Annotated in this window: 21 protein-coding genes; 2 read left to right on the forward strand and 19 right to left on the reverse strand. The window is 33.5% G+C overall.

What is annotated here, in order from left to right; translation table 11 throughout:
- Nucleotides 1-200: 200 nt before the first annotated feature.
- From BUB90_RS00150 to BUB90_RS00195, 10 genes are all read right to left on the reverse strand, one after another.
- Nucleotides 201-2,708 (reverse strand): family 16 glycosylhydrolase, encoded by a 2,508-nt coding sequence (locus tag BUB90_RS00150; protein WP_073281518.1) that lies wholly within the window; start codon nucleotides 2,706-2,708, stop codon nucleotides 201-203.
- 345 nt (nucleotides 2,709-3,053) lie between these two features.
- Nucleotides 3,054-3,908, reverse strand: a complete 855-nt coding sequence (locus tag BUB90_RS00155; protein ID WP_073281520.1) for a PhzF family phenazine biosynthesis protein — start codon at nucleotides 3,906-3,908, stop codon at nucleotides 3,054-3,056.
- A gap of 259 nt (nucleotides 3,909-4,167) precedes the next feature.
- The gene (locus BUB90_RS00160; RefSeq protein WP_084139010.1) at nucleotides 4,168-5,679 is read right to left on the reverse strand and encodes a VanZ family protein; all 1,512 of its coding nucleotides are present in this window, start codon (nucleotides 5,677-5,679) and stop codon (nucleotides 4,168-4,170) included.
- Between the two features lie 53 nt (nucleotides 5,680-5,732).
- On the reverse strand, nucleotides 5,733-6,392 hold the full coding sequence (locus BUB90_RS00165) for a phage head-tail adapter protein (RefSeq protein WP_073281524.1): 660 nt from the start codon (nucleotides 6,390-6,392) through the stop codon (nucleotides 5,733-5,735).
- Between the two features lie 89 nt (nucleotides 6,393-6,481).
- Entirely contained in the window at nucleotides 6,482-6,979 is a 498-nt protein-coding gene (locus BUB90_RS00170) for a kinase (RefSeq protein ID WP_073281526.1), read from the reverse strand.
- A gap of 312 nt (nucleotides 6,980-7,291) precedes the next feature.
- Nucleotides 7,292-9,031: an ABC-F family ATP-binding cassette domain-containing protein gene (locus BUB90_RS00175; protein WP_073281528.1), complete on the reverse strand. Its 1,740-nt coding sequence runs from the start codon at nucleotides 9,029-9,031 to the stop codon at nucleotides 7,292-7,294.
- 255 nt (nucleotides 9,032-9,286) lie between these two features.
- On the reverse strand, nucleotides 9,287-9,499 hold the full coding sequence (locus BUB90_RS00180) for a hypothetical protein (RefSeq protein WP_073281530.1): 213 nt from the start codon (nucleotides 9,497-9,499) through the stop codon (nucleotides 9,287-9,289).
- Nucleotides 9,500-9,525: 26 nt separating this feature from the next.
- Nucleotides 9,526-10,698: a serine hydrolase domain-containing protein gene (locus BUB90_RS00185; RefSeq protein WP_073281532.1), complete on the reverse strand. Its 1,173-nt coding sequence runs from the start codon at nucleotides 10,696-10,698 to the stop codon at nucleotides 9,526-9,528.
- A gap of 40 nt (nucleotides 10,699-10,738) precedes the next feature.
- A complete protein-coding gene (locus BUB90_RS00190; protein ID WP_073281534.1) occupies nucleotides 10,739-11,227 on the reverse strand; it encodes an NUDIX hydrolase in 489 nt (162 codons plus the stop codon).
- A 22-nt stretch (nucleotides 11,228-11,249) separates the two neighbouring features.
- On the reverse strand, nucleotides 11,250-12,071 hold the full coding sequence (locus BUB90_RS00195) for an acyltransferase domain-containing protein (RefSeq protein ID WP_139241673.1): 822 nt from the start codon (nucleotides 12,069-12,071) through the stop codon (nucleotides 11,250-11,252).
- Nucleotides 12,072-12,766: 695 nt separating this feature from the next.
- On the opposite strand from BUB90_RS00195, the gene BUB90_RS00200 reads away from it, so the two are divergent.
- On the forward strand, nucleotides 12,767-14,644 hold the full coding sequence (locus BUB90_RS00200; protein ID WP_073281538.1) for a DUF4914 family protein: 1,878 nt from the start codon (nucleotides 12,767-12,769) through the stop codon (nucleotides 14,642-14,644).
- A 239-nt stretch (nucleotides 14,645-14,883) separates the two neighbouring features.
- Here BUB90_RS00200 and BUB90_RS00205 read toward each other — a convergent pair whose 3' ends face one another.
- From BUB90_RS00205 to yneA, 3 genes are all read right to left on the reverse strand, one after another.
- On the reverse strand, nucleotides 14,884-16,677 hold the full coding sequence (locus BUB90_RS00205) for a glycoside hydrolase family 10 protein (protein WP_073281540.1): 1,794 nt from the start codon (nucleotides 16,675-16,677) through the stop codon (nucleotides 14,884-14,886).
- A gap of 29 nt (nucleotides 16,678-16,706) precedes the next feature.
- Entirely contained in the window at nucleotides 16,707-19,346 is a 2,640-nt protein-coding gene (locus tag BUB90_RS00210; protein ID WP_170865417.1) for an N-acetylmuramoyl-L-alanine amidase, read from the reverse strand.
- Nucleotides 19,347-19,705: 359 nt separating this feature from the next.
- Nucleotides 19,706-20,026 carry a cell division suppressor protein YneA gene (gene yneA, locus BUB90_RS00215; protein ID WP_073281544.1) on the reverse strand — a complete coding sequence of 107 codons (321 nt, stop codon included), beginning with the start codon at nucleotides 20,024-20,026 and terminating at the stop codon, nucleotides 19,706-19,708.
- Between the two features lie 264 nt (nucleotides 20,027-20,290).
- On the opposite strand from yneA, the gene lexA reads away from it, so the two are divergent.
- On the forward strand, nucleotides 20,291-20,908 hold the full coding sequence (gene lexA / locus BUB90_RS00220) for a transcriptional repressor LexA (RefSeq protein WP_073281546.1): 618 nt from the start codon (nucleotides 20,291-20,293) through the stop codon (nucleotides 20,906-20,908).
- Between the two features lie 108 nt (nucleotides 20,909-21,016).
- Here the strand turns inward: lexA and rsfS are convergent, their stop codons facing one another.
- The 6 genes from rsfS to rpmA form a co-directional block, all read right to left on the reverse strand.
- On the reverse strand, nucleotides 21,017-21,370 hold the full coding sequence (rsfS, locus tag BUB90_RS00225; protein WP_073281548.1) for a ribosome silencing factor: 354 nt from the start codon (nucleotides 21,368-21,370) through the stop codon (nucleotides 21,017-21,019).
- Between the two features lie 20 nt (nucleotides 21,371-21,390).
- Nucleotides 21,391-21,972, reverse strand: a complete 582-nt coding sequence (yqeK, locus tag BUB90_RS00230) for a bis(5'-nucleosyl)-tetraphosphatase (symmetrical) YqeK (RefSeq protein WP_073281550.1) — start codon at nucleotides 21,970-21,972, stop codon at nucleotides 21,391-21,393.
- Nucleotides 21,973-21,998: 26 nt separating this feature from the next.
- Nucleotides 21,999-22,607, reverse strand: a complete 609-nt coding sequence (nadD, locus tag BUB90_RS00235; RefSeq protein WP_073281552.1) for a nicotinate-nucleotide adenylyltransferase — start codon at nucleotides 22,605-22,607, stop codon at nucleotides 21,999-22,001.
- A gap of 26 nt (nucleotides 22,608-22,633) precedes the next feature.
- A complete protein-coding gene (yhbY, locus tag BUB90_RS00240; protein WP_073281555.1) occupies nucleotides 22,634-22,939 on the reverse strand; it encodes a ribosome assembly RNA-binding protein YhbY in 306 nt (101 codons plus the stop codon).
- A gap of 128 nt (nucleotides 22,940-23,067) precedes the next feature.
- Entirely contained in the window at nucleotides 23,068-24,354 is a 1,287-nt protein-coding gene (gene obgE / locus BUB90_RS00245; protein ID WP_073281557.1) for a GTPase ObgE, read from the reverse strand.
- A gap of 229 nt (nucleotides 24,355-24,583) precedes the next feature.
- Nucleotides 24,584-24,871 carry a 50S ribosomal protein L27 gene (gene rpmA, locus BUB90_RS00250; protein WP_073281559.1) on the reverse strand — a complete coding sequence of 96 codons (288 nt, stop codon included), beginning with the start codon at nucleotides 24,869-24,871 and terminating at the stop codon, nucleotides 24,584-24,586.
- Nucleotide 24,872: the final 1 nt, after the last annotated feature.

Here is a 24,872-nt window from a genome sequence, read left to right on the forward strand (position 1 = left end):
ACTTTGATATTCTTTTTATAAAATATTATTTACAATTCCCTGAAAACAGCATTCTTCCTGCACAATCAACCGTTCCAACATTAAGGATAATGAAAAACCTCTCTACCCCAGATAATATCAAGGGCTAGAGAGGCTAATTATTATTATTTAACTTAAAATTATTTAAAGGCAATCAATTCTTTCATCTTCATAACTTAAACTTAATTTCCCATCACCTTAATATCCCATAAAGAATACCCATACGGTAATGCTCTTTCTACTCCCTGGAATTTGACATATCTTGCTTTTACTTTGTCTAAATTCAAGGTTTCCACTCCGCCTGCTCCATTGTTTTGTTTAATAACAGAAGTATAATTAACTCCATCTGTTGAAACTAAAATCTCGTACTGCTTACCATAAGCCGCTTCCCAATTTAGAATTACCTGATTAATTGTATAGGTATTGTTAAGATCCACAATAAACCAAGCATCATCAGCAAAGTTAGAAGCATATCTTGTTGCTGTATTATTATCTACCAAATTATTAGCAGAAAATACTTCATTTTCAGTGCCTGATGATTGTACTGTTTTACCGAAAGCTTTATCTTCTAAAACTGGTGTTACCTCTGTCGTATTATCTGTATATGAACCGTCTGTACTGCCTTCTGCTTGATATACTCGAACATAATCCACTTGCATAGATGCTGGTATATCACCTTCTCCTGGTGTAACTCCGCCATCGAACCAGCCACCTACAGCTAGATTCATAATAATATAAAATTCTTGATCAAATGGTGCGTTTGGATTGTTCGGATTTCCTGCAGAATACCATTGATCATTGGTTGCCTTAAAGAAGCACTTTCCGTCTACATACCATTTGATGTTATCTTCTTCCCATACAAGACTATATACATGATAATCCGAATTAATGGATTCTCCTTCTGGAAATACATAATCACTACCTAAGTATGTATTAGTTGGCCATGTTCCACCATAGTGGATAGCACCGCTACTTGCATTCGGGATACGTCCTCTTGCTTCCATTACATCAATTTCACCAGAAGAAGCCCATGTTCCATATTTGTCTTCGTTTGGTAACAACCAAAGTGCTGGCCATAAACCGTTACCAGCTGGAAGTTTTGCTCTAAAATCAATTCTTCCATATTTAAATGTGAATTTGTCTTTTGTTGTTATTTTTCCTGATGAGTATGGTGCTACTCGATTAGGATCAATCTCAGGAAACGTTGTTGGTTCATAATAGGTGGCAAGATTTAAGCTTCCATCTTTGACAAAGGTGTTTTTTTCTGAATCCGTATAATATTCTAGCTCATTATTTCCCCAGCCCCATTTATCCGGATCTCCATCAATAAAGTATCCTGTATTATAGTTCCACTTGGAGGTATTTAATTTATCTCCAGCAAACTCATCATTCCATACCATATTCCAGCCGTTCAACTTAGAACTGTCACTTGTTCCTAATTCTAATTCTCCCAAATCTGAAACATCAGGCCTTGGTGCATTTGGATTTCCAATAAAGGAATACACAATATAGTTATTACCAACATTGCCGCCTTTTTCCCCATTCAATGGATATCCGATACGAAGCTCCATATCCTGTTGAATCGGCTGGAACCATAATCCGTAAATTCCATCTACCCAATATCCCCATTGGTTTTTATCTGATAATTTATTATAACCGTTACCTTGATAACTAAAACTACTTAAAGCTGTGTTGCTTAATTCAACCCATGCTCCATTTACCTTTACTTCATAGATGAAATTGTCGAGTTCAGTTGATACTGGATAACCACCATCAATAAATGGAAGTGGTATACCGATTGCACCTGTTGTTCCTGCTGTAAAAGTTGTTGTATCCGCAGTCAGTACATGCTTATCTCTTACTGGTTTTGTGTATGTAATAGTATAATCCAGAAATACCCCTGGTGAAGAAACAGAAACAAGACGAACATAGGTTGTCTTTTCTACATTAAACCAATATCCTCCCGGCCCATCAAAGAACTGTCCGAAATTCTTATCATAAATCCAACCACTGGCAGCATTGTTGTTAATATCTATCCAGTCCTTATCATCTTCTGTTCGAACATATACCTTTAGATCTTTTGCTATCTGTTCATATTTAATAGATGCGTCTCCATTAAAGGTCGGATAAGTAAATCCACAACCACCAGTAACTCCAGCAGTTAATTGAGGCCCCTGTGTTGCCGTCATAGAAGTAATTGTTGCAGTTGATAGCTGTGTAAACTGCAAGGTATACTCCAGTGTTACTTCTTTATTGGTTTTTGACTGTAATTGTAGATTTGTTGTTTTATTTACGTTAAACCAATAACCGTTAAATCCACTGTCACTCCAGTTTCCCCAATTTGAATTATACACGAAACTTGAAACTGTATCGATGCTAACCCATGCTCCATTCACCTTTACATTTACTTGTAAGTCGCTTGCAACATCTCCCCATGATGCAGAACCACCATTAAAGATTGGCATTACAAATCCATAACTGGCTCCATCAACTCCTGAACCTGTAAGTATCGGACCATCAGAGGCTGAATAATACTGCATGGATGTGATTGCCTCTGATGCTGCTTTTGCAACCTTTCCAGTGTAGCTTGAATACCCAGTTAATGTACCAATTAGCAATGTGATTGTCAGTACAATGCTTAATACATTATGTAGTTTCTTTTTGTTAAGTTGTAACATTCGCTTTTCCATAAGCGCCCTCCTTTAGATATATGATTTCCCCTTGCTTACGTCAATTTTCACAAAGAAGTCGTTTCATATCTCCCACTAATATTAATTATAATGGTAAAACTTACTAGTTATAAGTTTCTAAAGTTACATAAGGGTATACATTTTTTATAATTCCTTGTAACAGATTGTTAATTAATGCTTCTTATGGACATAACTGCAATAAAAAAAAATCTATTATTAAGAATTTTTCTAACTAGAATCTTAATAATAGATTTAAACTATCATAATATACTTTTGTGGGAATATAATCTAATTCATCCAAAAATAAATATCATATTGAGCAGTGTTTGTTTTTTAAAATTAGTGCTATAACTTTGCAACAATAGCTCCCTTTGCCAAAATAGCTACCGCTCCAGACACTAATATATCTTTTTCAGAATTGCTCATAGAAACCCTAATTTTACTAGGTCTGCCGACAAAGCTTCCTTGATTAATTATAATCTCATGTCCTACATTAAACATATTATGCTTATATAAATATGCACCTAATGGTCCAGCTGCACTTCCTGTTGCAACATCCTCAACGTTTCCTTGATTATCCCAGGTCCGTCCTTCTATAGTATTTACATCAAATATATAAGCAAATTTAGCACCTACTTCTCTTAACATTTCTTCAAAATTTGAAATAAGTATTTTGGTGTTCTCTATTCCTGAAGTTATTGGTACTAATAGGTATGGTAATCCCGTTGATACAACTTCCATAGGAAATTCTTCGCTTAAATTCTCTTCTGACAAATTCAATGCATGAACATATTCATTTCTCTTCTCTTTTGAAACTTCACAGAGGAATTCTGCTTTTCCTTGATTCATTTGTACCTCGTAATACTCCGCTGACTTTTTGGAATTAACTATAATTGTTTTTTGATTTAATTGAAAGGTAATTGCTATATCTTCTTCATTTCCAAAAATATGACTATGTATAGTAGCAGCTGCTCCCAAAATAGGATGCCCCGCAAAATCCAATTCTTCATTTACTGTAAAAATTCTTGCACTAAAGATACAATCAACTATTCTTCTCACAAAAATAGTTTCAAATTGCTTAAACTCCTGTGTTAATTTTAACATAAGATCATCTTCTAATTCCTCGTTGCAAAAAACAACAGTTAATCCATTACCAGACAAAATTTCATTACTAAAAACATCAACATGAAAATATTCCATTTTAATTTCTCCTTATGTAAAAAATATAATTAACATTTATTTAACCTAATATTATAATATAAAGTAAAATACCGCATTTCCATTACTATAAGCTAAAATACAATATATTTCAACATTAATTATCGTAATTCTTTGAAATTATATATTTCCACTCATCATATTATAATCTACCTCTTTTCATAGTTTTCAAAGTTTCCCTCAAGAAAATTAAAATTGAACTTTTATTTATTTTATTAGATTCCTGTAATTTTCTAACAATTCAATCTACTGTAAATTCCTGCGTTGATAGCGTACCATTCCATTCATGTCCATCAGATCGGTAGTACTTTCTGATAACTGATCCATCTGTCATTGTATAGTCGATCACAAAGATCTGTCCTGTATCTATTTTCATAGGATAATTATTGTATGGCAGTTCATCTTGTGTTAGAGGTCTATCCTTTAAGTCTTCATATGCATTTTCGAGACGCCAATATTCCCGGTAGGAATAGCCTTCAAATATTCCCTTTAGATTCTGTTTTCCGAAATAGGAAGCCTCATACTCTTTTCCATTAACCTTGATGGTATCTACTCTAGATGGTTCAATATCCTCAACTATAATATCTAGACTTTCAGAACGTATGGCATCGCCATAATACTTCTTTAGCTGATTTGCCATACATGGTATATCATTCGTATAGTTCATCGATTCAAGCCCGGTATGTGCCGAACCATAAATACCCATGATACTTTCGTTGCTTAACTTGTCAAACTCTCGGATAAAGTTCTGCACCATCTTGTTTTCACGATATACATCGTCTGAACGTTCGTAATAATATCTACCTTGATCTATCGCCTCTTGCGTTAAAACATATTGCTCTGAGTCCACTAACTTGTTACTTTGCATATATTTCAAAAATCGTCTTCCGGTAGTGTCATATTGGTGTCCAACATCTGTTCCATGAAATATGGTTTCAGGACATTGACTTTTTATCTTCTCATAAAATTCCTTATTAGCGGTGGTGTTTGCAGCAGTACCCTTCAAATCGCTAAATATCTCATCTAATATCTCATTGCTATCAGATTGCATCCATAGATTTAAAAACTCTGCGGTATAGTATGGAAACTCAATAAATAGATGTCTCATACCCTGATTTTGATAGTATTCATTCCATAACTCAAATTCTTGATCTAAGATGTTTTCGACCCCATGTGCTTCCCCGTATAAGTATATTTGCCCAGTGGATGTTGGTGAGGAACTATTCGTCTGGGTAACGTTTTTAGAATTAGCGGAAAATACTAGTATCATAATTACCATAACTAATACAGAAGAAATTAGTGCCATTACATTAACCACGGTGATTGCCCTATCTTTAAAAATTCTCTTAATCAAACCATACATACCGATTCCAATGATTCCACCGAATGTATTACCAATAATATCAGTAATATCACTCGCGCCAATTGCAAATGTATATTGTATAACCTCGAATAGTAAACTAACACCTAAACATGGCAATATCTTTTGAATAAATGACCACTTAGATTTAAATATATTTATATAGATTCCCATAGGTATAAAAACCAAAACATTATATATAATCTCTCTTAATTCAATCTTACCATTCACTACCATTGATGCGGCAAATGGGATTAAATTAATATTCCTTATATGGCCTAAGTCTGAAATGTTGGTTTGAAATTTAAACAATATCAACCAAACTAGTAAAAAAGCATACACAATAAAAAGTCCTATGGTTAATATTTTCTGTCGTTTATCTTTGAACATCATAATACCCCCATCTTTCTGATTTGTCTTAGCAATTGTTTAATTTTATAGAAATATCAATTAGGATGAATTTTATTTATTATACGTAAACAAGCTTCAATATGCATAATCAAATGTCTTGAAAATGGCATTTGTATTAATCCTTTTATATCCTTTCCACACCAATAATCAATTAGCCAATAAGCATTTTCATCTCTACTAACCACTTCCAGCGATTTTAGATAATTCTTACTTTCATTCGTTATCTTACGTTTTAAATCTTGGTAAGATAAATTCCTTAATAAATTATCTGTACTGCGCATGACTTTTGATATGTATAGATATAATTCATTTAGATCTAACACTTTAGAGAAATCTGATATTTGTTCCTTTATCAGCTCATTTCCTGTCGTTATAATGGGTGACTTCATTCTCAGTTGATAATTTCCTTTCAATAAAATCTGTTCATCACCCATAATTAAAGTGTGTGCCACTATATCTTCAATACGAAAAATGTGCCACAATGAATACGCTATTGTTTTACTGTGATAACCAGAGACATTTATAAAAGGTATTGCATTAAATTCGTCTCTGTTCAAATTCTCTTTAAATGAGTATATCTCCTCAATTAGCTTTTCCCGTAATACCAAAAGTGTATTTATTCCATCTTGATAGGTACCTTCTTTTTTTATTAGATTTTGCATTGATTTATTTAATTCAGACCATTCTGCATTCATTTCCATCCCTCATTTAATCTCTATAATCATACTTTATTTAATAATAGCAACAAATGCATTAATAATTTCTCTACAACTGTACATTAGATTCAACTACTCATCACATCTTGATATATGTATTCTACTGTATCATTTAATTCCATATCTTTTGATATTTCTTTTTCAGGTATAAGATTTATGAAATCTTTCTCATTCCACCAAGCGCTCATATCAATTTCAGTAAAATCATTTTTATTTGGCTTCGTCTGATGTCGTTTCACTGTTTCATCAAAAGGAATATCATAGTAATAAGCGAATATCTTATCTCCAAATTCGTACATTGCTAGTTCAAACAATGACTGATACCAACTAGCCTTTAGAATTCCTTCTAGTATAACAATCTCACAATTATTTCTACCATATAAAAGAAGTTCTTTCATAAGTGGTAATGCTTTTGTATTAACACCATCTTTTACACGTAGCATATCTCGTCGTATAACATCCTGTGAAATAAGCATGCAATTATGTCCAAATTTTTGTTGTAATGCTTTTGCTACTGTAGTTTTACCACTACCTGAATTTCCTCTTATAATAATTAATCTAGGCATAGCTGCCCTCCATAAATTCTAAGTTGTATAAGTTTTCACTTATGCTTCTAAACATAATATGTAGTTCACATGTCCACCAATTGGATGTTCTTACATAATTCTACATCCCATTATAAATAGCTCCTATAAATAAAGCAATATAAACATCAAATGAAATTTGAGCTCTTCACATCAAAATAGATACTTAAAGCGGAGTTGTTACACTAAATGTAGCAACTCCGCCTTACATAACGACTTACCAATCTTACATTAAATATTTAATATTTACACAACATTCAAATTTCTTTCTATTATTATAGTCAGAATGAACGATTATAGTAACTTAATCAACTCTTCTAACTTTTCAGATAAAATCTTTGCTTGTGCAAAATCAGTATTCTTTAATGCTATTTCTATTTTGGTTTCAACCTCTTTTTTCTTTTGTTCAATTTCTAAGTAATCTTTATCAAAATGATTTGAATATATCATCTTTCTAAATTTGCGTATACTCATCTTTCTGATCGTCTTATCTTCAATGATTAATACATAATCCACACAATTTGCTATGGTATAAAAATCATGGGAGACCATGAGAATTGCCCCATTATAGTTTTTAATAGCTTCTTCTAGGGCTATTTGAGAATAGGTGTCTAGATGACTCGTCGGTTCATCAAGAAGTAACATGTTTGCTTTAGTCGCTGAAATTTTAGCTAATTGAAGTATATTCTTTTCTCCACCAGATAACGATTCTATCTTTTGATTAAGCAATTCTTCCTCGAAACCATAGCCAAGAACATATGATCGAATCTCTTGTTTTGTTTCAAATCCAGCCTCAAATAACTCTTCAAGGATCGTATTCGACTCATTTAACATCTCACCCTGTAGTTGAGATAGAAAGGCTACTTCAATCTTTTCATTTATCTCAATTGAATCATTCTTATTATTATAGATTTCTCGAAGTAAAGTTGTTTTCCCGGTACCATTTGGACCGATAAGAGCAACTTTCTCATTGGATTTAATCTCAAAGTTAACATTTTCTATAAGTAGCTCATCAAAGGCAACACTGTAATTATTAACTCTTAAAGCAATCGTTTCTTCGATTTCATTATCTGTAACTAACTTGATTTCTGGTTGTTTAATATCTACAAATGGAGCTTTAATTCTACGGGCTTCTAATCTTTCTAGGAATTTCACTCTAGCATGTACTGCTCTTCCTCTTGCAGCATTCGTATGAATCGTTGCAGCTGATCTTAATTGTTCGACTATTAGTTCATTTCTTTCGATTTCTTCCGCATCCGCAATCGCTAGTTCTTGTAACTCAATTTTACTTTGAAGTAAAGAGAAATTATAATCAATATATCTTCCATTAAATTCTTGAAGTTCGGTGTTTTCAAGGTGAATGACCTTATTAAAGCAATGATTTAATAGATATCTGTTATGCGTAATAATTAGTAGGATTCCTTTATGCGAATTAATTAGATTTTTAAGTGAATTAAGGTTTTCAAAATCTAAAAACACATCGGGTTCATCCATTATCATTAAGTCTGGACTTGTTAGCATAACTTTAATTACTTGAATTAGTTTGAATTCTCCTCCACTAAGATTAGATACCTTAAGATCTGCCTGCTTACTAAGGTTCGCTAAATTTAATTTCTTTTCAATGTTGCTTTCGAAATTATCTCCATCAATTGCCTGAAATGCATCTAATGTTTGTTGATACTTTTCCAGTAAAGTATCAATATCCGCAGATGTTTCCATCTCCGCACAAATTGATGTTATTTCGTTTTGTAGTTTAATAAATTCCTCGCCAATATATTCGAAAACTGTTGTATCTTTTGTTTTGTCAAGTCCAGAGAACTGACTTACATATCCAATTCTACAATTAGGCTCTATCTCTATCTTACCATCGAATATATATCTCTCTGGTTCCATAATCATATCTATCAATGTACTTTTACCGCTTCCACTAGCTCCTATAAATGCACAATGTTGACCCTCTTCTAGTGTAAATGAAATATTTTTATAAAGCTCCTTTTGTGGGAAGGAATAGGATAAATTATCAACGTTTATCATAGTATTACCTTTCTTTTCAATAAAAAAGAGCTTATAAAAATAAGCTCTAATATATTATTACCAATCGTAATGTTACAATTAATTTTTTAGTTAAAATATTATTCTAAGTTTATAATTTAGAATACCATCTTTTTCGATTAATTTCAATCATTTAATATGAATACTTCCGTTTCTAGTGACATCGGAGGCTTTCCATAATATTTCAGATACAGCTTGAGCCCAAAACCTTTCAGGTATATATGGAATTGTGAATGTCTAAACCATTTTACCTACAATATTCCAAAACTGACAATTCCCCGCATCAATTCTCATATATCTAGGATTGTCAACGTTTAATTGTCTACCTGCAAGAACTCTTGAGTCTCCACCGAATACGTCCAAATCGTATATTTCAAACATATCTTGCGAGTTAAAACGATCAGTAATAACTGTGTGAATTTTAATATGATCAAATTCATACTTAGTCATACACCATCACTCCCTAATATTAGATATTAAAATGAAGCTCGCAATGCATTCAATAACTTTCTTGTTAATGGGGTCGTTCCGGAATTTGTCTTCTGATACATTAATAAGAAGGTTAGATTATCTTTAGGTGAATTCATAAAGAATACTCCTAGCCAACCGTCCCAACCATATTCACCTTTCGTACCAAGATGATTGCACAGCTCTGGTTTCGTAAGGATCCGCATGAGATTGCCATAACTATACCCTGCTAGCCCTTCCCATGTTTCAAGGAAATGTTCTTGTTTTGGGTTAAGATGATTGGTAACCATATATTCAACAGTCTTCTCTGCTAATATTCTTCTACCATTATAAACACCTTTGTTCAATAACATCGTTGCAAATTTACTATAATCCTCAATCGTTGAGGCTAAACCAGCACCACCTGATTCGAATACAGGTTTACGTAACATCCTATTTTGTATACCTAAGTTATCACCTACGTATTTCTTAAGGCCATCTTCTGCTACCTCATAGGTCGATGCCAACCTTGCTTGTTTCTCTTCTGGCACATAAAATCCAGTATCATTCATATCTAATGGTGTGAATATATTATTCTGTAAAAATTCTGAGAATGGCATTTTAGTCACTACTTCTACAATTGCGCCTAACACATCTGCACAAGAGCTGTACAAAAATTCATCCCCAGGAGAAAACATAAGCGGTATTTTACCTAATTCATTCATCGCTTCTACTGTACCGAATGTATCATATGGACTGCTTTCCTTTAAGCCATCTACTAATTTATCGAAAAGTTTACCAGTTTCTCTCTCTGTTAAACTATTCTCCCCTGGATAAGTAAGACCAGCTGTCATGAATAGTAAATCCTTTATGGTCATTTTACGTTTCACATCTTTTAGAGTCGATCCCTCATAGTACTTTTGATCCTTAAATCCTTCTAGATATAGTTCAACTGGATCTAATAAATCAATAAGACCTCTCTCTACCAAAAGCATAACAGCCGCACTGGTAACAGGTTTAGACATCGAATATAAACGAAATATCGTATCTTTTCTAATCGGAGCTTTAGTCTCCCTATCTGCATATCCGTATTCAAAGTAACATTGTTCAATTCCGTCTTTTAAACACAGAAAATTCCCTCCTACAATTTCTCCATCTTCTACAGCCTTTATTAAAATATCATTCATTTGTGATAAACTCATCTGTATATCTCCTTTTAACTTAGTTATTTATTAAGGTTATTCAAAACTTATCCCCATACTGTGTAACGACATGTTCTATCGTGTCGCTGATATTCTTTAAATTACCATTAAAGAATTTAGGATACGCTTTATATGAATCCAAATCTGCAATTGGTAACCAATGCATATATTCTTTCACACCGTTTGTGTAACTATTACTATGTAATTCTTTAGTTCCTCTTGGTTTCATAAGAAAATATAATGCAATTTCATGACAGTTTAGACCGTCAAGTGTACCGGTTCCATTAAAGAAATTCTCATGAACATATGCCAACCGTTCGACCTCATAATGAACTCCCGTTTCTTCATACACCTCGCGCTTAACCGCATCTTCTGCAGTTTCACCAATCTGAACGCCACCACCGATTGAATAGTAATAATCATCTATTTCATTCTTAGCAAATAATATACTATCTCCTTCAATTATTATAGCACAAGCTCGATAGCGAAACCATCCGTTATCTCTTGTAAATCCACAGTCAATATTCATGTATTTACCTCGTTGTTATTCCTTAACACCATGGATTTTTTTGTAACTGGCCAAATGCAGCCCCTACAAATCCACCGTTTAAAAGATGTTTCTTCATATTCCTTTGTAAGCTTGAATCTTCTGGTAATTCCTTATAATCATCATACTTCTTTTTAAATACCCATTCAACAAAATCATCCTCTTCTTTATTCCATTCTGAAACTTCAAAAGCTTCTTGGAAACCAATGATATTAGAAGTAGACGGCAATAATTCTTTAAGTGCAGGCGAAAGTAACCAAGATTGACAGATATATCTACTTTCCTTATACTCTGGGTAATATGTCTCTATAAATTTCTGGCTATTAACATAGGAAATTTTACAATTTTCACTTGTTAATCTTGCATTGGATGGAATATGTATACTAGTCACTTTTTCTTCGTCCTCATAAGTTAATTCATACTCCAATTCTCCGATTCGAAATAATTTCATCCCAATCTGCCTTATTGTCCACCAATCCCTATCAAATCCATAGGTTCCATAACTTGCTTTATGTTCTGCTATAAATCGTGGGAAACAATTCATAGTATCTATGAATATCTGTTCTGATATTCCTAATTTACTATATTGATCATATGTACGTTCTAAACACTTTACCATGCACGTTAGTATTTTGATTCCATTTTGATCTTCCCCTAACTTCCCTTTCAGTCTTATTCTTGCTTCATTTGCTGCTTGGAAGTTTAATAACTGATCCATCTCATCTTTTACGCTATCATACGAAAAAGCTTTATCAAAAGCTAGTACCTTTTCTATAACCTCCTGTTGTAATCCAATTCTTTCACACATACACAAAATAGTATTCAACCTCGCTCACCCTGCCTTATCTATAATTTTTTCTTTATTCTTCCAATCTTTCAACAACAAAGTCTTTACTCTCCTTAAAAATGATTATATAATATATATGAAACCATTTATAATATAAATAGTACAAATTATATTTCATTATTAAGTAACTTGTATTTTGTTTTAGTCGTTTCACTAGAGTGCATAGACTTTTTGTCCTTTCATATATAATAATACCTCTTTGCAATCTCAATAGCAATAATATAGAAAATAATCTTCTATATTAAGATTTTCTATCACATTTATGCAAGATATAATGTCTAATCTTGCAGCATTTTATTTACAAGGTATTTAATTCCGCTTGACTTTCTTGTATTTACCATGTATATTTGATAGAGAATAGTATTTACCCCAAAGCAAAATGAAACTTTTGAATTATCTTATTTCATTTTGTAACAACTAAGCTTATATATATACTATCATATATTTGGCGGTTCCGTATTTTTCTTATTATTCTTGCATTTATTTTTGATTATGAAGGATGAATGGAAAATTAGTTCATAGCAACAACAACGAATTAATAATAAAATGAAAAGAATCGTTATCAACACATTTTCTTGCACATCGAATAAAATCGAGGACGTATTTGCTCGTTCTAAGCGTGCAATAGAAAATAGCATCAAACAATTACTAAAGGTAATACAAGGAGGATTCGCATGAACCAATTATTACAGAAATTCGATTTTTCTAATGAGTTACAAGATTTATTATCTAACTGTGCTGGTGTACATACACCTACTACTAAGGCTGAGCTTTATAAACTGGTTTATGGATCAGAAGAAACAATGATTCATGATGTTGTCTATACAATACCAGGAAAAGGTGATATTAAAGAAGCAAATGTTGTTCGCTGTAAAAACGGTGCGGCTGTTAACTACGTTGAAGATTATATGCGTCGTCGTGATCCAAACTGTATGGTTATTGCAGATCACAAGCCAACGGATAAACCTAAATATAAAGATGTTTATGGTATGGAATTCGATTCTGTTCGTAATGAAACATTTGAATGGTTAAAGACGCAAGAACTTATCGTTATTCCATTCAATGCAGGTGGTAATGTTCATGGTTATGGTTCTTTACTAGTTTGTCCTTTAAATGCTGCTTTCTTCGCTTATGGCGTTGCATTATTACAAGGTTTTATCAACGCAGAGGAATCAGAAGGTTTTCGTCCACGTGCGGTTATCTATGTTGCTCCACCTTTCCGTCATACACATTTTAACGGAAAACAAGTTTGTGTTCATAACCGATTAGATGATTGTCACGAAATCTTCTCCTATAACTTATATCCAGGTCCATCAGCCAAAAAAGGTGTTTATAGTGTTTTACTTGACATTGGAGAAAGTGAAGGTTGGGTTACAGCACATGCATCTTGTGCTAAAGTAGTTACTCCATATGAAAACGAAGTAGTTATTATGCATGAAGGCGCATCTGGTGGTGGTAAGAGTGAATTACTTGAAGAAATTAAGAAATTATCCGATGGACGTGTCCTTTTAGGTACTCATACAATCTCAGGAGAAAAGAATTACATCAATATGGGTGATACTTGTACAATCAAACCTGTAACTGATGATATGGCTATCTGTCACCCAGCTTTCCAAAATCAAAGTGGAAAACTTTGCTTAACAGATGGTGAAGATGGTTGGTTCTTACGTGTTGATGGTATTACGCAATACGGTAGTAGCCCTGAACATGAGAAAATATCGATTCACTCAGATGAACCGCTAATCTTCTTTAACCTTCAAGGAATACCTGGTTCAACTTGCTTACTTTGGGAACATACACTTGATTCAGACGGTAAACCTTGTCCTAACCCACGTGTAATCATTCCTAGAAAATATATTGAAAACATCGTTGATGAACCTGTTGAGGTTTCTGTAAGAAGCTTTGGTGTTCGTATGCCACCTTCAACAGCAGAAAATCCAAACTATGGAATTTTAGGTATGTTACACATAATCCCACCTGCACTTGCTTGGTTATGGAGACTTGTATCACCACGTGGACATAATAACCCAAGTATCGTTGATTCTAAGGGTATGATTAGTGAAGGTGTTGGTTCATATTGGCCATTCGCTACTGGAGAACGTGTTAAACAAGCAAACCTTTTATTAGATCAAATTATGTCTTCACCAAATACAAAATATATCTTAGTTCCAAATCAACATATTGGTGTATATGAAGTTGGATTTGCTCCAGAGAATATTGTTGTTGAATATCTCGCACGTCGTGGTGGTGTTAACTTCAAGATGGATCACTTAGTAGAATCTCGTTGTTCATTACTTGGATACTCATTAAAAGAAATGAAAGTAGACGGTCAATACATTCGACCTAAATTCCTACGTACTGAAAAACAAGCTTTACTTGGTACTGAAGGTTACGATAAGGGAGCTGCTATCCTTACAGACTTCTTCGCTCGTGAAATTGAAAAATTCGATACACCAGACTTACAACCATTAGGAAAAGAAATTATTCAATGTTTCAGAAATAATGGTACAGTTGAAGATTACTGTAAGATCACTCCATTAGGACTTTACTAAGATTAAATTGATTGATATAAACATAAAAAAACCTCACATTTTCATAGTTGAAATTGTGAGGTTTTTTATGTTCGTTTTAGAATTTTCATACTTACACCAGGGTTATCTGATGAATTCGCAATCAGCACTTCTCCTTATCTGGGGACACACCTTAGAGCGAAGGTTTGTTATTGTAACGTAATCAAAACCGGCAGCCCATAGCTGCCGGTTTAATTAACTTTATTCTATTAACGAAGCTCTTAGTTTAAGATATCAAGTAGATTTCCTACTTCTGCTTGTGTAGCGTCTTTAAAGAAGAAATCATAACGGAAGAAGAAATATCCATCAACTTCACCAGTACTACGTCCGTATTCCACCATACGTTGTAATACATCATCATTCTCTTTCCATTCTGGTTCAACACTTGAACCGGCTCGATAAGTTGGTATACCTACATACATGTTAACAGTTGAACTTGTACGAAGGGATAACCAATAATCTAACGCTTTATCATACGCTGCTGAGAAACCAGTATTCTTGTCTGTATACGTATTCTCAAATGACCAGTATAATTGAGGACAAATATAGTCAATATACTTGTCTGATGCCATCCATGTTTTTACGTCAACATAATTTCCCTGAGTAAGGTATAAGTTGACCGGATTACCTGCTGGACTGATACCAAATTGAACGCTAGAATCAATATCTTTAATCGCAGCATATACTTTCTTAACTAAAGTGTTAACGTTATTTCGTCTCCATACATCAATCGTGTTTGGTTTTTTACCACTATCAATAGTTTTTGATACATATGCATTGTATTCGATATTATCGAATGCAGTTTTGTATTTGGATCCTAAGTTTGGATAAAAATAATCATCAAAATGGATTCCATCTACATCATAATTTTCTACAATTTCTTTTACACCGTTAACAATTAAATTTTGCGCAGTAGTTGAAGCTGGGTTAAAATAGATATTCGGTTTTTTATCTCCATCTGTATCAAACGTTAAGACATTGCGATTCTTTGTCGTATCTTTGTCTTCATACCACTTTCTAGCAGGATTATCTTTAGATAATGCCGAATAATCTCCTGATTGAAGAGTTACACGATATGGATTAATCCATGCATGGAATTCTAATCCACGTTCGTGTGCTGCTTCCACCATGTATTCTAGTGGATCATATCCAGGATCTTTTCCTTGAGTACCTGATACATACTTGGACCAAGGGAAATATTTTGATGGATATAGAGCATCACTGAAAGGTCTAACTTGTACAATTACAGTATTCATGTTTAAATCTACACTATCATCAAACATCTTATCAATCTTAGCCTTAAATTCTGCTTCTGTATATCCAGTAGTTTTGAATTCAAGATAAGAAATCCACATGGCTCTCATTTCTAATGTAACAGTAATTGTTTTTATATCCGCATTTCCAGCCTTATCAGTAACTTTAACACTATACGTTCCATCTGATTTAACAGTAAAGGATTGTAGATCCGAAACGTTTTTAGCTTTGGAACTCCACTTATCAGAAGCTACCTCAGTAACTTTACCTTTAATATACTGCACGCTTTCAATACCCGAATCATCTTCTGCTGACACATTAATTGTAGCTACTTGATTCATTACAGATGAATCTAATGATACAGTTGGCGCTGTTTTATCAATATTCTTAATCTCTAATTTCTTGATTTTTGTGTTACCAGCTTTATCAATCGCATAAAATGTATAAATTCCATTCTCTTTGATTGAAACTGTACTTATATTTTTACTTAGTTTAACCGTAGTTCCTTTTTTAGAAAAATAGGAAGTTTTTTGATCACCTTTCGCCCACTTTACAGTCTTAATATCCGAAGCGTCTGTAGCTTTGAAAGTAACTTTAACTGTGGAATTAGTGGGTGCTGTATTCTTAACTGCTAAAGTAATTGTTGGTTTCTTTGTATCTTTTGCTGCACTAACAACGTTTGCACGGGATGGAAACATGCAGAGTACGAATGTAAATGCTAACAGTATTAGGTGGAAACGTTGTTGTTTTTTCTGTCTCATTCTTGCCCTCCCAATTTACATGTTTAAGATTATCTACCAGTAGGATACTGGCTAAATACATCTTCTGTTAATTCATATAACCTAGCTGCATATTCTTTTTGATTTTTAGAATTATTTAACTTAGCAAAATCAGAACTATTAGACATAAAGCCAAGTTCTATTAAAATTGCAGGTACTGTATTATTTTTAATAACTGCAAAATTGGCTGTTTTAACCTTTCTATTATAGAAATCAAAAGTATCTACAATTCCATTTTGGAAAACAGATGCTAACTTAGCACTGCTTAAACCATTGGATTGTGTCTTGTTATTAACTGTTGAGTAGTACGTCTCTGTACCATTTGCACTAGCAGAAGCCGAGTTCATATGAAGACTAATGAATAAGTCAGCACCTACCTTTTTAGCAAAAGCAGCACGGTCATTTAGTGTAATAAAAGAATCGTTTGTTCTTGTCCAATAAGCCTTAACAGTACTATCACTACTATTAAAATAATCTTTAGCATATTTATAAAGAATATTATACGTAATAGATTTTTCTTGTACGCCATTATGGATTGTTCCTGGATCCGAACCACCATGTCCTGGATCTAAAACTACAATCTTATTATAGATATCCTTAGGATTTCCGACTTCCACTCCCACAAATTTATCCCCTTGCGATAAGCGGAATCCTTGCAGACTTAATGTAGAAACGAGAATTTCAGTGTTCCCACTACTGTTTAGAGATACTGCGGTATTACTAATCATACTTGAGTAATTCTTAACAGGATTTTCATTATAGTAGCTTACATAATTACCTGGAATTATAATTTTAAATTGATTTTTCATATATAAATCTTCAGTGGTAACTTCTGAGTAAGATACTGCACTAGGTAAGTCGATTCTTAAATCAATATCAGAACCACCATCTGGATAAACTAACACAAATGATAGGTTGTTTCCTGATTGTGAGGTATAGTAAGTACTATCTTTTGATTTATTCAAAGTAATTCTTGTTGTTTTGTTATCTGTATTAACTGCTGATACTGCCTTCACACAATATCCATCATCAATGTTATAGTTAAGACTTCCAATACTATTCACTGTATAAGGTAAATCAATATAGATATTCGTATTATCAGAAGTTACATTCATAGTAGCAGGATATAACATATCTATAGATGCTAAATCTGTGTAATAATCGTAATTCACATCCAATTTTTCGATATAATTATAGTACACCACTACAGTTAAAGTCATTGCATCATCAGACAATTTAATCTCATACTTAGGTTGCTTCACATTCGTAGTCAGAACTAATTTACTTGACTGAGAAGCCTCATTATAAGTAACTGTTGCACTATCAATAATACTATTGCTATATGTGTAAGTCTTATTGGTTGCTGTTGATTGTTCCACATCTATAACAAGGGAGTTATCCGTTGTATAATATGAATGTACTTTGCTAAATGTCGAATATGCCTTTAACTCAAAGACTTCTCTGTCAGCATATACTTGCGTGTCCTTATTGAAATCTCCCAGTACTGCTGTTGCTGTGTAGTTCGAGTTGAGTTCTGTTTTATAAGTACCGTTCTTTAACTCATCATATATATTCTTATATGCATCTGTAACACCGAAACTAACATATTGTTTTTCATCTTCAGATGGTGTTGGATTTTCTGGTTCCTCTTCCGCTTTCTTAGTTATGATAGAAGTACTAGAAGCACTATCCCAAACAAAATCGTAACCTAAATATCCTGCTACAGCACTAGCCGGTACCATAATATAAGTTTTTCCATTCACTTTATTCTTAATTTTCATAGGTGCATGTGGTAATGATATATCCTTACCATTTAATGTTGCATCTTTACTGTATAACGTCATTACAAGAGTTGTATCATCTTTTACTAAGGTTACAGTTTTCTCATCTTTATTATACGTATACTCTGCACCTATTGGTGATGATGAGAACACTTTCTTAGCTTGAATCATTGTTGTAGATTCATGTAAGATACTTGGCAACGTAGTGATGCTAACATTCTTACCTTCCACTTTCACCTTACCTTGTGCACCGCGATACGTAAACCACTTACTCTCATTAAAATCATAAAGATTAAGTGCTGCTGTCTTTGGACTTGTAATAGTTGCTAATGCATTACTACTATTATAGCTGTACGTATAACCAAAAGCTTCTGCAACAAATCTTGCCGGAACAAGAATCTTTGTAACTCCCGTAGCATGATACGTTACCTTTCTTGGTGCTTGGGATACCGTTTGTTTTTCCCCATCCACATAAACAGTTTTACTGCCTAGTGTAAATTTAATAGTGGTATAATCCTTCTTTAAAGTGAGTGTTCCTTTACTTGAAGAATACGAGGAGGTAACCCCAATATTGGAATCTACGAAAACATCTTTATAGGATACTAATGATGTAGATCCAATTATAATTCCTGGATAATTCTTTTCACTAACTTGTTTTCCATCAATCTTATACACAATTTGCTTTCCGGTATACGTTACATTTTTCTTATCATAATACAACTTTAATGATGACGCTGCCTTTACTGAAAGAACAGGAGTTATGATTAGTAGTAACGCGAATAGCAGCATATAAATAGATTTGTGTTTTTTCCATTGAGTTCGTTGAGCATTCAAAACTCGGCTAATTACTTTTGTTTCTCGTTGTTTCATTTTCTCACCTTTCTTACTGCTATAAATAACATATCGCATCAAGCAAATTCTTATAAATTAAAGGGTTTTTACCCTTAATTATCAATTGCAAATATATGACATTTTATTTACAATTAACCACTCAAACCAATATTTATATCATAATACTAGGTTTTAAAAGTGTTAGAATTGTGTCAAATATTGATTTTAATTATGTTATTTAATAATAATATTGAGGGTTATGAATTCTCTCTATATTACCTTGCGTGCAGTAAAAAAGCTCACTTATCAATTGTTAAAAATGGTTATTACTTAATATTAAAATGTTAATAAAGCAGGAAGCCGTTTGGGGGACTTCCTGCTTTCCTCAATCTATGCGTTTAATTTATTGGGGTACTGTAGTAAGGTATGATTAAAAACTGCCCTTCATGTATGGTATCAGATGTTAGGGAATTACATTCCATAATCTCTTCTATGTACTCATCTATACTTTCATAGTGACTTGTAATGTTCTCCTTAGCAATGCCCCATAATGTGTCACCTTTTTCAATTCTTATACTCATAACGTACTTCTCATCTTTCGTTGTTGATGCGCTAGCAACCGTCTTTTCTGTTATTACTCCAATAAAAATAACACACAACACAATAATCGAAATAATGCTTGCTACTATCACTTCTTGATTAATTCTTTTAACATTCATACAATTTCCTCCTTCAAAAGTATATATGTATTCTTAAGTTAACCATAATCTTACTTACTAGTTCCCTCTTTTATCAGTACCGAACATATGTACTGCATATCTTTTTTATATCATAGCGAACATTTGTTCTTTTGTCAATAGATTTTTTCATTTACGAACATTTGTTTTGCAATTTCTTTTAGAGCATGATATAATGTACCTAAATCAAAGGAATTTTAATTGAACGAAAGATTATGAAGAAATTATTATTGGAGGGAGCAATCCATGGGATATGGTAAAATTAGTACAAAACAAAAAGAAATTTTAGAATACATAAAGGCACAAATTATTAATAAAGGGTATCCACCTGCTGTTCGTGAAATCTGCGAAGCTGTGAAGCTCAAATCGACTTCAAGTGTACATTCTCATCTAGAAACATTAGAAAAGAACGGGTATATTCGTAGAGATCCAACAAAGCCTCGTGCTATCGAAATTGTAGATGACGGATTCAATGTATCAAGGAGAGAACTTGTGAATGTACCAATTGTAGGTGTTGTAACAGCTGGACAGCCTATACTTGCAGTTGAAAACATAGAAGGTTATTTCCCTATGCCAGCAGAGGATATACCTAATGCTGAGACGTTCATGTTACGTGTCAAAGGAGAAAGTATGATTAATGCCGGTATCTTTGACGGCGATAAGATTTTAGTAGAAAAAACATCAACCGCAGTTAACGGAGATATTGTTGTAGCATTAATTGATGATTCTGTAACAGTAAAGACCTTTTATAAAGAGAAGGGGCACTTTAGATTACAACCAGAGAATGATACTATGGATCCTATCATTGTTGAAGAATTAAGTATTTTAGGAAAAGTTATTGGTTTATTCCGTATGTTACATTAATAGTTTGAAATCTAGAAACAAATAGTGAAACGGCTTTTAAATACAAAAAAGACCGCACCAATATAGAAAATGGTGCAGTCTTTTTTATTGTATGATTAATTGTAACATTTATTGAAGATCTTCAACTGATAATGTTTTACCATCTCTCCAGATTCTTTCTAAATCGTAGAATAAACGATCTTCTTTAGAGAATACATGAATAACGATATCGCCATAATCCATTAATATCCAATTGGAAGAACGATTTCCTTCAATTCGTTGTGGTTCATAGCCTTCTTTTGATAACGCTTCATCAACGCCATCAACAATAGCTTGTACCTGTGAACTATTCGTACCATTAGCAATGATAAAATAATCTGCAATTGTTGAGATTTCTCCAATTTCAATAATTCTTATATCTTCTGCCTTTTTATCATCCATTGCATTATATGCAATTTGAGCCATTTTCTTTGCTGAATCCATTATAAATTCCGCCTTTCTAGTTATTTATTACCAACAATACCCCTATAATATTCATATGCTTCATTCGTGGTATTGTCAATGATTTGACCATTTGATTTTAAGTAATTAAGTGTATTATGAAGCGTTGTATATACTGCTAAATCTAGATCTTCAAATGCAAGTTTTCTGATTTGTGTAAGTCCAGGAATCATTCTCCTTGATGGCTCCATATAGTCAGAAAGAAAAACAATTTTCTCAAGAGTAGTCATTTCTGGTTTCCCAGTTGTATGGAAGGCAATTGCTTGTAGTATTTCTTCATCCTCTACGCCATATTTGGACTTTGCATAATATGCACCAAGTTTTGCATGTAGCAGATACGATTGTTCCCTCTCTACATCAGAGATTGGAATATTGTACTTTTCACAACGACGTATTTGTTCACTGTTATCATAACATTTCGCTACATCATGTAGAATTCCTGCTACTTGAGCCTTCATAATATCACATTCATAGCGCATCGAAAGCGCGGCGCAGGTATACTGAACACCTAACGAATGTAGATATCTTTTCGGCATTAAAACTTTTCGTATCGCATCTTGTAATTCTAATAAGTCATATTCCATTACACATTCCTCATTCCAACTAAGATTTATCTATACAGATTGTTTTTTTGAATATACTTCGCCACATTAGGCGTTACATAGTATTGAATATCCATACCATTCTTAGCACGTTCTCTTATCTCCGTAGATGAGATATCAATATTCGGCGAGTTCAACAGATCAACGGAAGCATGAAATGTTTCATTAAGTTCTGCGATTTTTTGAAGCATCTCTTTATTCGATTTCTGACCCCGAACCGCAGCCAAAAGTTTGGATAACTTGAAAATCGTACCCGGATCTTTCCATCTATCTATATAGAATAACGAATCTGCTCCAACAATAAAGTAATATTCTTCATCTGGATTTTGTTTCGTCAATTGGAACAAAGTATCGGCTGTGTAAGTTATCCCCTCTCTATCCATCTCAAAAGTAGATAATTCAAAATTGGGATTATCTTTTATTGCTATACCAACCATCTCTGCACGCACTGCATCATCAAGAATATGATTACAGCTCTTATGCGGTGGATTCTTTGTAGGCATGAATAATACTTTATCCAATTGGAATTGTTCTAGGGCGGTCTGTCCCAATATAAGATGCCCTATATGAATCGGATTGAAAGTTCCACCCATAATACCAATTTTTTTTTTCTTCATACTTACTCCTATCTACACCGAGATACTTACTTTTGCTTCTTAGCTTTTGGTAATTCGATTTTTTTCTTTTCTTTTGATTCACGGTAAAGAACGATCTTCTTACCAATAACTTGAACCACCTCTGATTTTGTTCTCTCCGAAAGAATTTGTGCAATTTCTTTTGGGTCGTCCATACAGTTTTTTAATACACTAATTTTAATTAATTCTCTAGCTTCTAACGCCTCATTAATACCCGAAGTGAACTCAGGAGTAATACTTGCTTTACCTACTTGATATATAGGGTCTATCGTCATTGCTAATCCTTTTAAATACGCTCTTTCTTTGCTTGTCATACTCTATACCTTTCTTTAACAATCATAGTTTCTATGCAAGGGTTCCGCGCACAAAGAAAGTATCCTTTCTTTGCACTATCCTTACTTTACATACATAACGTAGAGTAAACATGCCCTTACGGTTCTTTTTATTTATAATAATCGAAGGATAATCCATACATATGCACAGTATCCCCTTCTTCAATTCCTAGTTCTTCTAGTTGCTCTAGAATACCATTTGTCTTCAAGAAATTCTGGAAGAATTCGAAGCCCTTTTCAGAATCAAGGTTAGTATAACCAAGCATTCTTTCAATTCTAGGTCCTTCAACACGAAATTCATGTTCATCAACTTTATCAACTGTATATGGCTCTTGTGAGTAATCGATCGTCTCTGGGAAGTATTCTCTTTCAAAAGTAATTGGCTCTGCAGCTAAATTGTTTAATTGCCCTTTTACATAATAAAGAAGTTCTTTAACACCTTTACCTGCTACAGCAGAAATAGGAAATACTTTAATTCCTTGTGGTTCAAATTCTTCACGTAATAAAGTAAGTGTTGTTTCTTCATCATCACCATAGAACACATCTATTTTATTTGCTGCTATTACTTGTGGTTTCTTAAGTAATTCTGGATTATACGCTTCTAATTCCGCATTAATTTTCTTAATATCATCTAGTGGATCACGACCTTCAACACTTGCCGCATCAACCATGTGAATAATCACTTTCGTACGCTCAATATGTTTTAAGAACTCATGTCCAAGTCCGATACCTTCTGATGCTCCCTCAATTAATCCAGGAATATCTGCTATAACAAAACCATCTGTACCTTCTAGGTCAACTACACCAAGGTTTGGATTCAATGTAGTGAAATGATAGTTTGCAATCTTTGGTTTTGCATTCGTAACCCTTGATAAGAATGTTGATTTACCAACATTCGGGAAACCTACTAAACCTACATCAGCAATTACCTTAAGCTCTAATGTAACACGCATCTCCTTACCAGAACGTCCTGGTTGTGCATACTTAGGTACTTGCATAGTTGGTGTTGCATAATGTTGATTTCCTTTACCGCCAGAACCACCTTTAAGAATTACCTCACGACGATTCTCATGTGACATATCGGTAATAACTTTACCTGTTTCTGCATCTTTAACGATCGTACCTTCTGGTACTTTAACAATTAAATCTTCTCCATCTGCACCGTGACAACGTCTCTTACCACCTGCTTCGCCATCCTCCGCACAGTATTTACGAATATGACGAAACTCATTAAGTGTATTGATTCCGTCATCTACTTCAAAGATTAAATCTCCGCCGCGACCGCCATCCCCGCCATCTGGTCCACCGGCTGGAACATACAGTTCTCTACGGAAGCTAACATGTCCGTCGCCACCCTTACCAGAGCGGATAAATATTTCTGCGCTATCTGCAAACATTTGATTACCTTATCCTTTCTATAATTAAATAAATTCTTTATCTAAAAGACTTCTTAACTACTTGTTAAATAATAGCGTTGCTATTTATTATTTATATTTTAACACATTTCATTCAATCGTAAACATGTTTTTCATGAAATGCTATTATATGACACTATTTATAAACAGTTTAATAAAGCCCCATTCTATGATGTAATCAAGAAATGGGGCTTCATCTACATATATTACATTATTTAGCTTCTACAGGGTATACACTAGCTTGTTTCTTGTCTCTACCCTTTCTTTCGAATCTAAGAACACCGTCTACTAAAGCAAATAAAGTATCGTCTCCACCACGGCCTACATTTGTACCTGGATGGATTTTAGTACCACGTTGTCTATATAGAATATTTCCAGCTAATACGAACTGTCCGTCAGCTCTTTTAGCACCTAATCTTTTAGATTCTGAATCTCTACCGTTCTTAGTAGAACCAACACCCTTTTTATGAGCGAATAACTGAAGGTTCATCTTTAACATA

This window comes from Anaerosporobacter mobilis DSM 15930 (assembly GCF_900142955.1).
Lineage (GTDB): Bacteria > Bacillota > Clostridia > Lachnospirales > Lachnospiraceae > Anaerosporobacter > Anaerosporobacter mobilis.

What these genes read in the sequence shown, in the direction of transcription:
- obgE (WP_073281557.1), bottom strand. Translation starts at nt 24,354, where the DNA reads ATGTTTGCAGATAGCGCAGAAATATTTATCCGCTCTGGTAAGGGTGGC.
- BUB90_RS00190 (WP_073281534.1), bottom strand. Translation starts at nt 11,227, where the DNA reads ATGAATATTGACTGTGGATTTACAAGAGATAACGGATGGTTTCGCTAT.
- lexA (WP_073281546.1), top strand. Translation starts at nt 20,291, where the DNA reads ATGGGATATGGTAAAATTAGTACAAAACAAAAAGAAATTTTAGAATAC.
- BUB90_RS00150 (WP_073281518.1), bottom strand. Translation starts at nt 2,708, where the DNA reads ATGGAAAAGCGAATGTTACAACTTAACAAAAAGAAACTACATAATGTA.
- yneA (WP_073281544.1), bottom strand. Translation starts at nt 20,026, where the DNA reads ATGAATGTTAAAAGAATTAATCAAGAAGTGATAGTAGCAAGCATTATT.
- rpmA (WP_073281559.1), bottom strand. Translation starts at nt 24,871, where the DNA reads ATGTTAAAGATGAACCTTCAGTTATTCGCTCATAAAAAGGGTGTTGGT.
- BUB90_RS00160 (WP_084139010.1), bottom strand. Translation starts at nt 5,679, where the DNA reads ATGATGTTCAAAGATAAACGACAGAAAATATTAACCATAGGACTTTTT.
- BUB90_RS00180 (WP_073281530.1), bottom strand. Translation starts at nt 9,499, where the DNA reads ATGACTAAGTATGAATTTGATCATATTAAAATTCACACAGTTATTACT.
- rsfS (WP_073281548.1), bottom strand. Translation starts at nt 21,370, where the DNA reads ATGGATTCAGCAAAGAAAATGGCTCAAATTGCATATAATGCAATGGAT.
- BUB90_RS00175 (WP_073281528.1), bottom strand. Translation starts at nt 9,031, where the DNA reads ATGATAAACGTTGATAATTTATCCTATTCCTTCCCACAAAAGGAGCTT.
- BUB90_RS00205 (WP_073281540.1), bottom strand. Translation starts at nt 16,677, where the DNA reads ATGAGACAGAAAAAACAACAACGTTTCCACCTAATACTGTTAGCATTT.
- BUB90_RS00165 (WP_073281524.1), bottom strand. Translation starts at nt 6,392, where the DNA reads ATGAATGCAGAATGGTCTGAATTAAATAAATCAATGCAAAATCTAATA.
- BUB90_RS00210 (WP_170865417.1), bottom strand. Translation starts at nt 19,346, where the DNA reads ATGAAACAACGAGAAACAAAAGTAATTAGCCGAGTTTTGAATGCTCAA.
- BUB90_RS00200 (WP_073281538.1), top strand. Translation starts at nt 12,767, where the DNA reads ATGAACCAATTATTACAGAAATTCGATTTTTCTAATGAGTTACAAGAT.
- yqeK (WP_073281550.1), bottom strand. Translation starts at nt 21,972, where the DNA reads ATGGAATATGACTTATTAGAATTACAAGATGCGATACGAAAAGTTTTA.
- yhbY (WP_073281555.1), bottom strand. Translation starts at nt 22,939, where the DNA reads ATGACAAGCAAAGAAAGAGCGTATTTAAAAGGATTAGCAATGACGATA.
- BUB90_RS00185 (WP_073281532.1), bottom strand. Translation starts at nt 10,698, where the DNA reads ATGAGTTTATCACAAATGAATGATATTTTAATAAAGGCTGTAGAAGAT.
- BUB90_RS00155 (WP_073281520.1), bottom strand. Translation starts at nt 3,908, where the DNA reads ATGGAATATTTTCATGTTGATGTTTTTAGTAATGAAATTTTGTCTGGT.
- BUB90_RS00170 (WP_073281526.1), bottom strand. Translation starts at nt 6,979, where the DNA reads ATGCCTAGATTAATTATTATAAGAGGAAATTCAGGTAGTGGTAAAACT.
- nadD (WP_073281552.1), bottom strand. Translation starts at nt 22,607, where the DNA reads ATGAAGAAAAAAAAAATTGGTATTATGGGTGGAACTTTCAATCCGATT.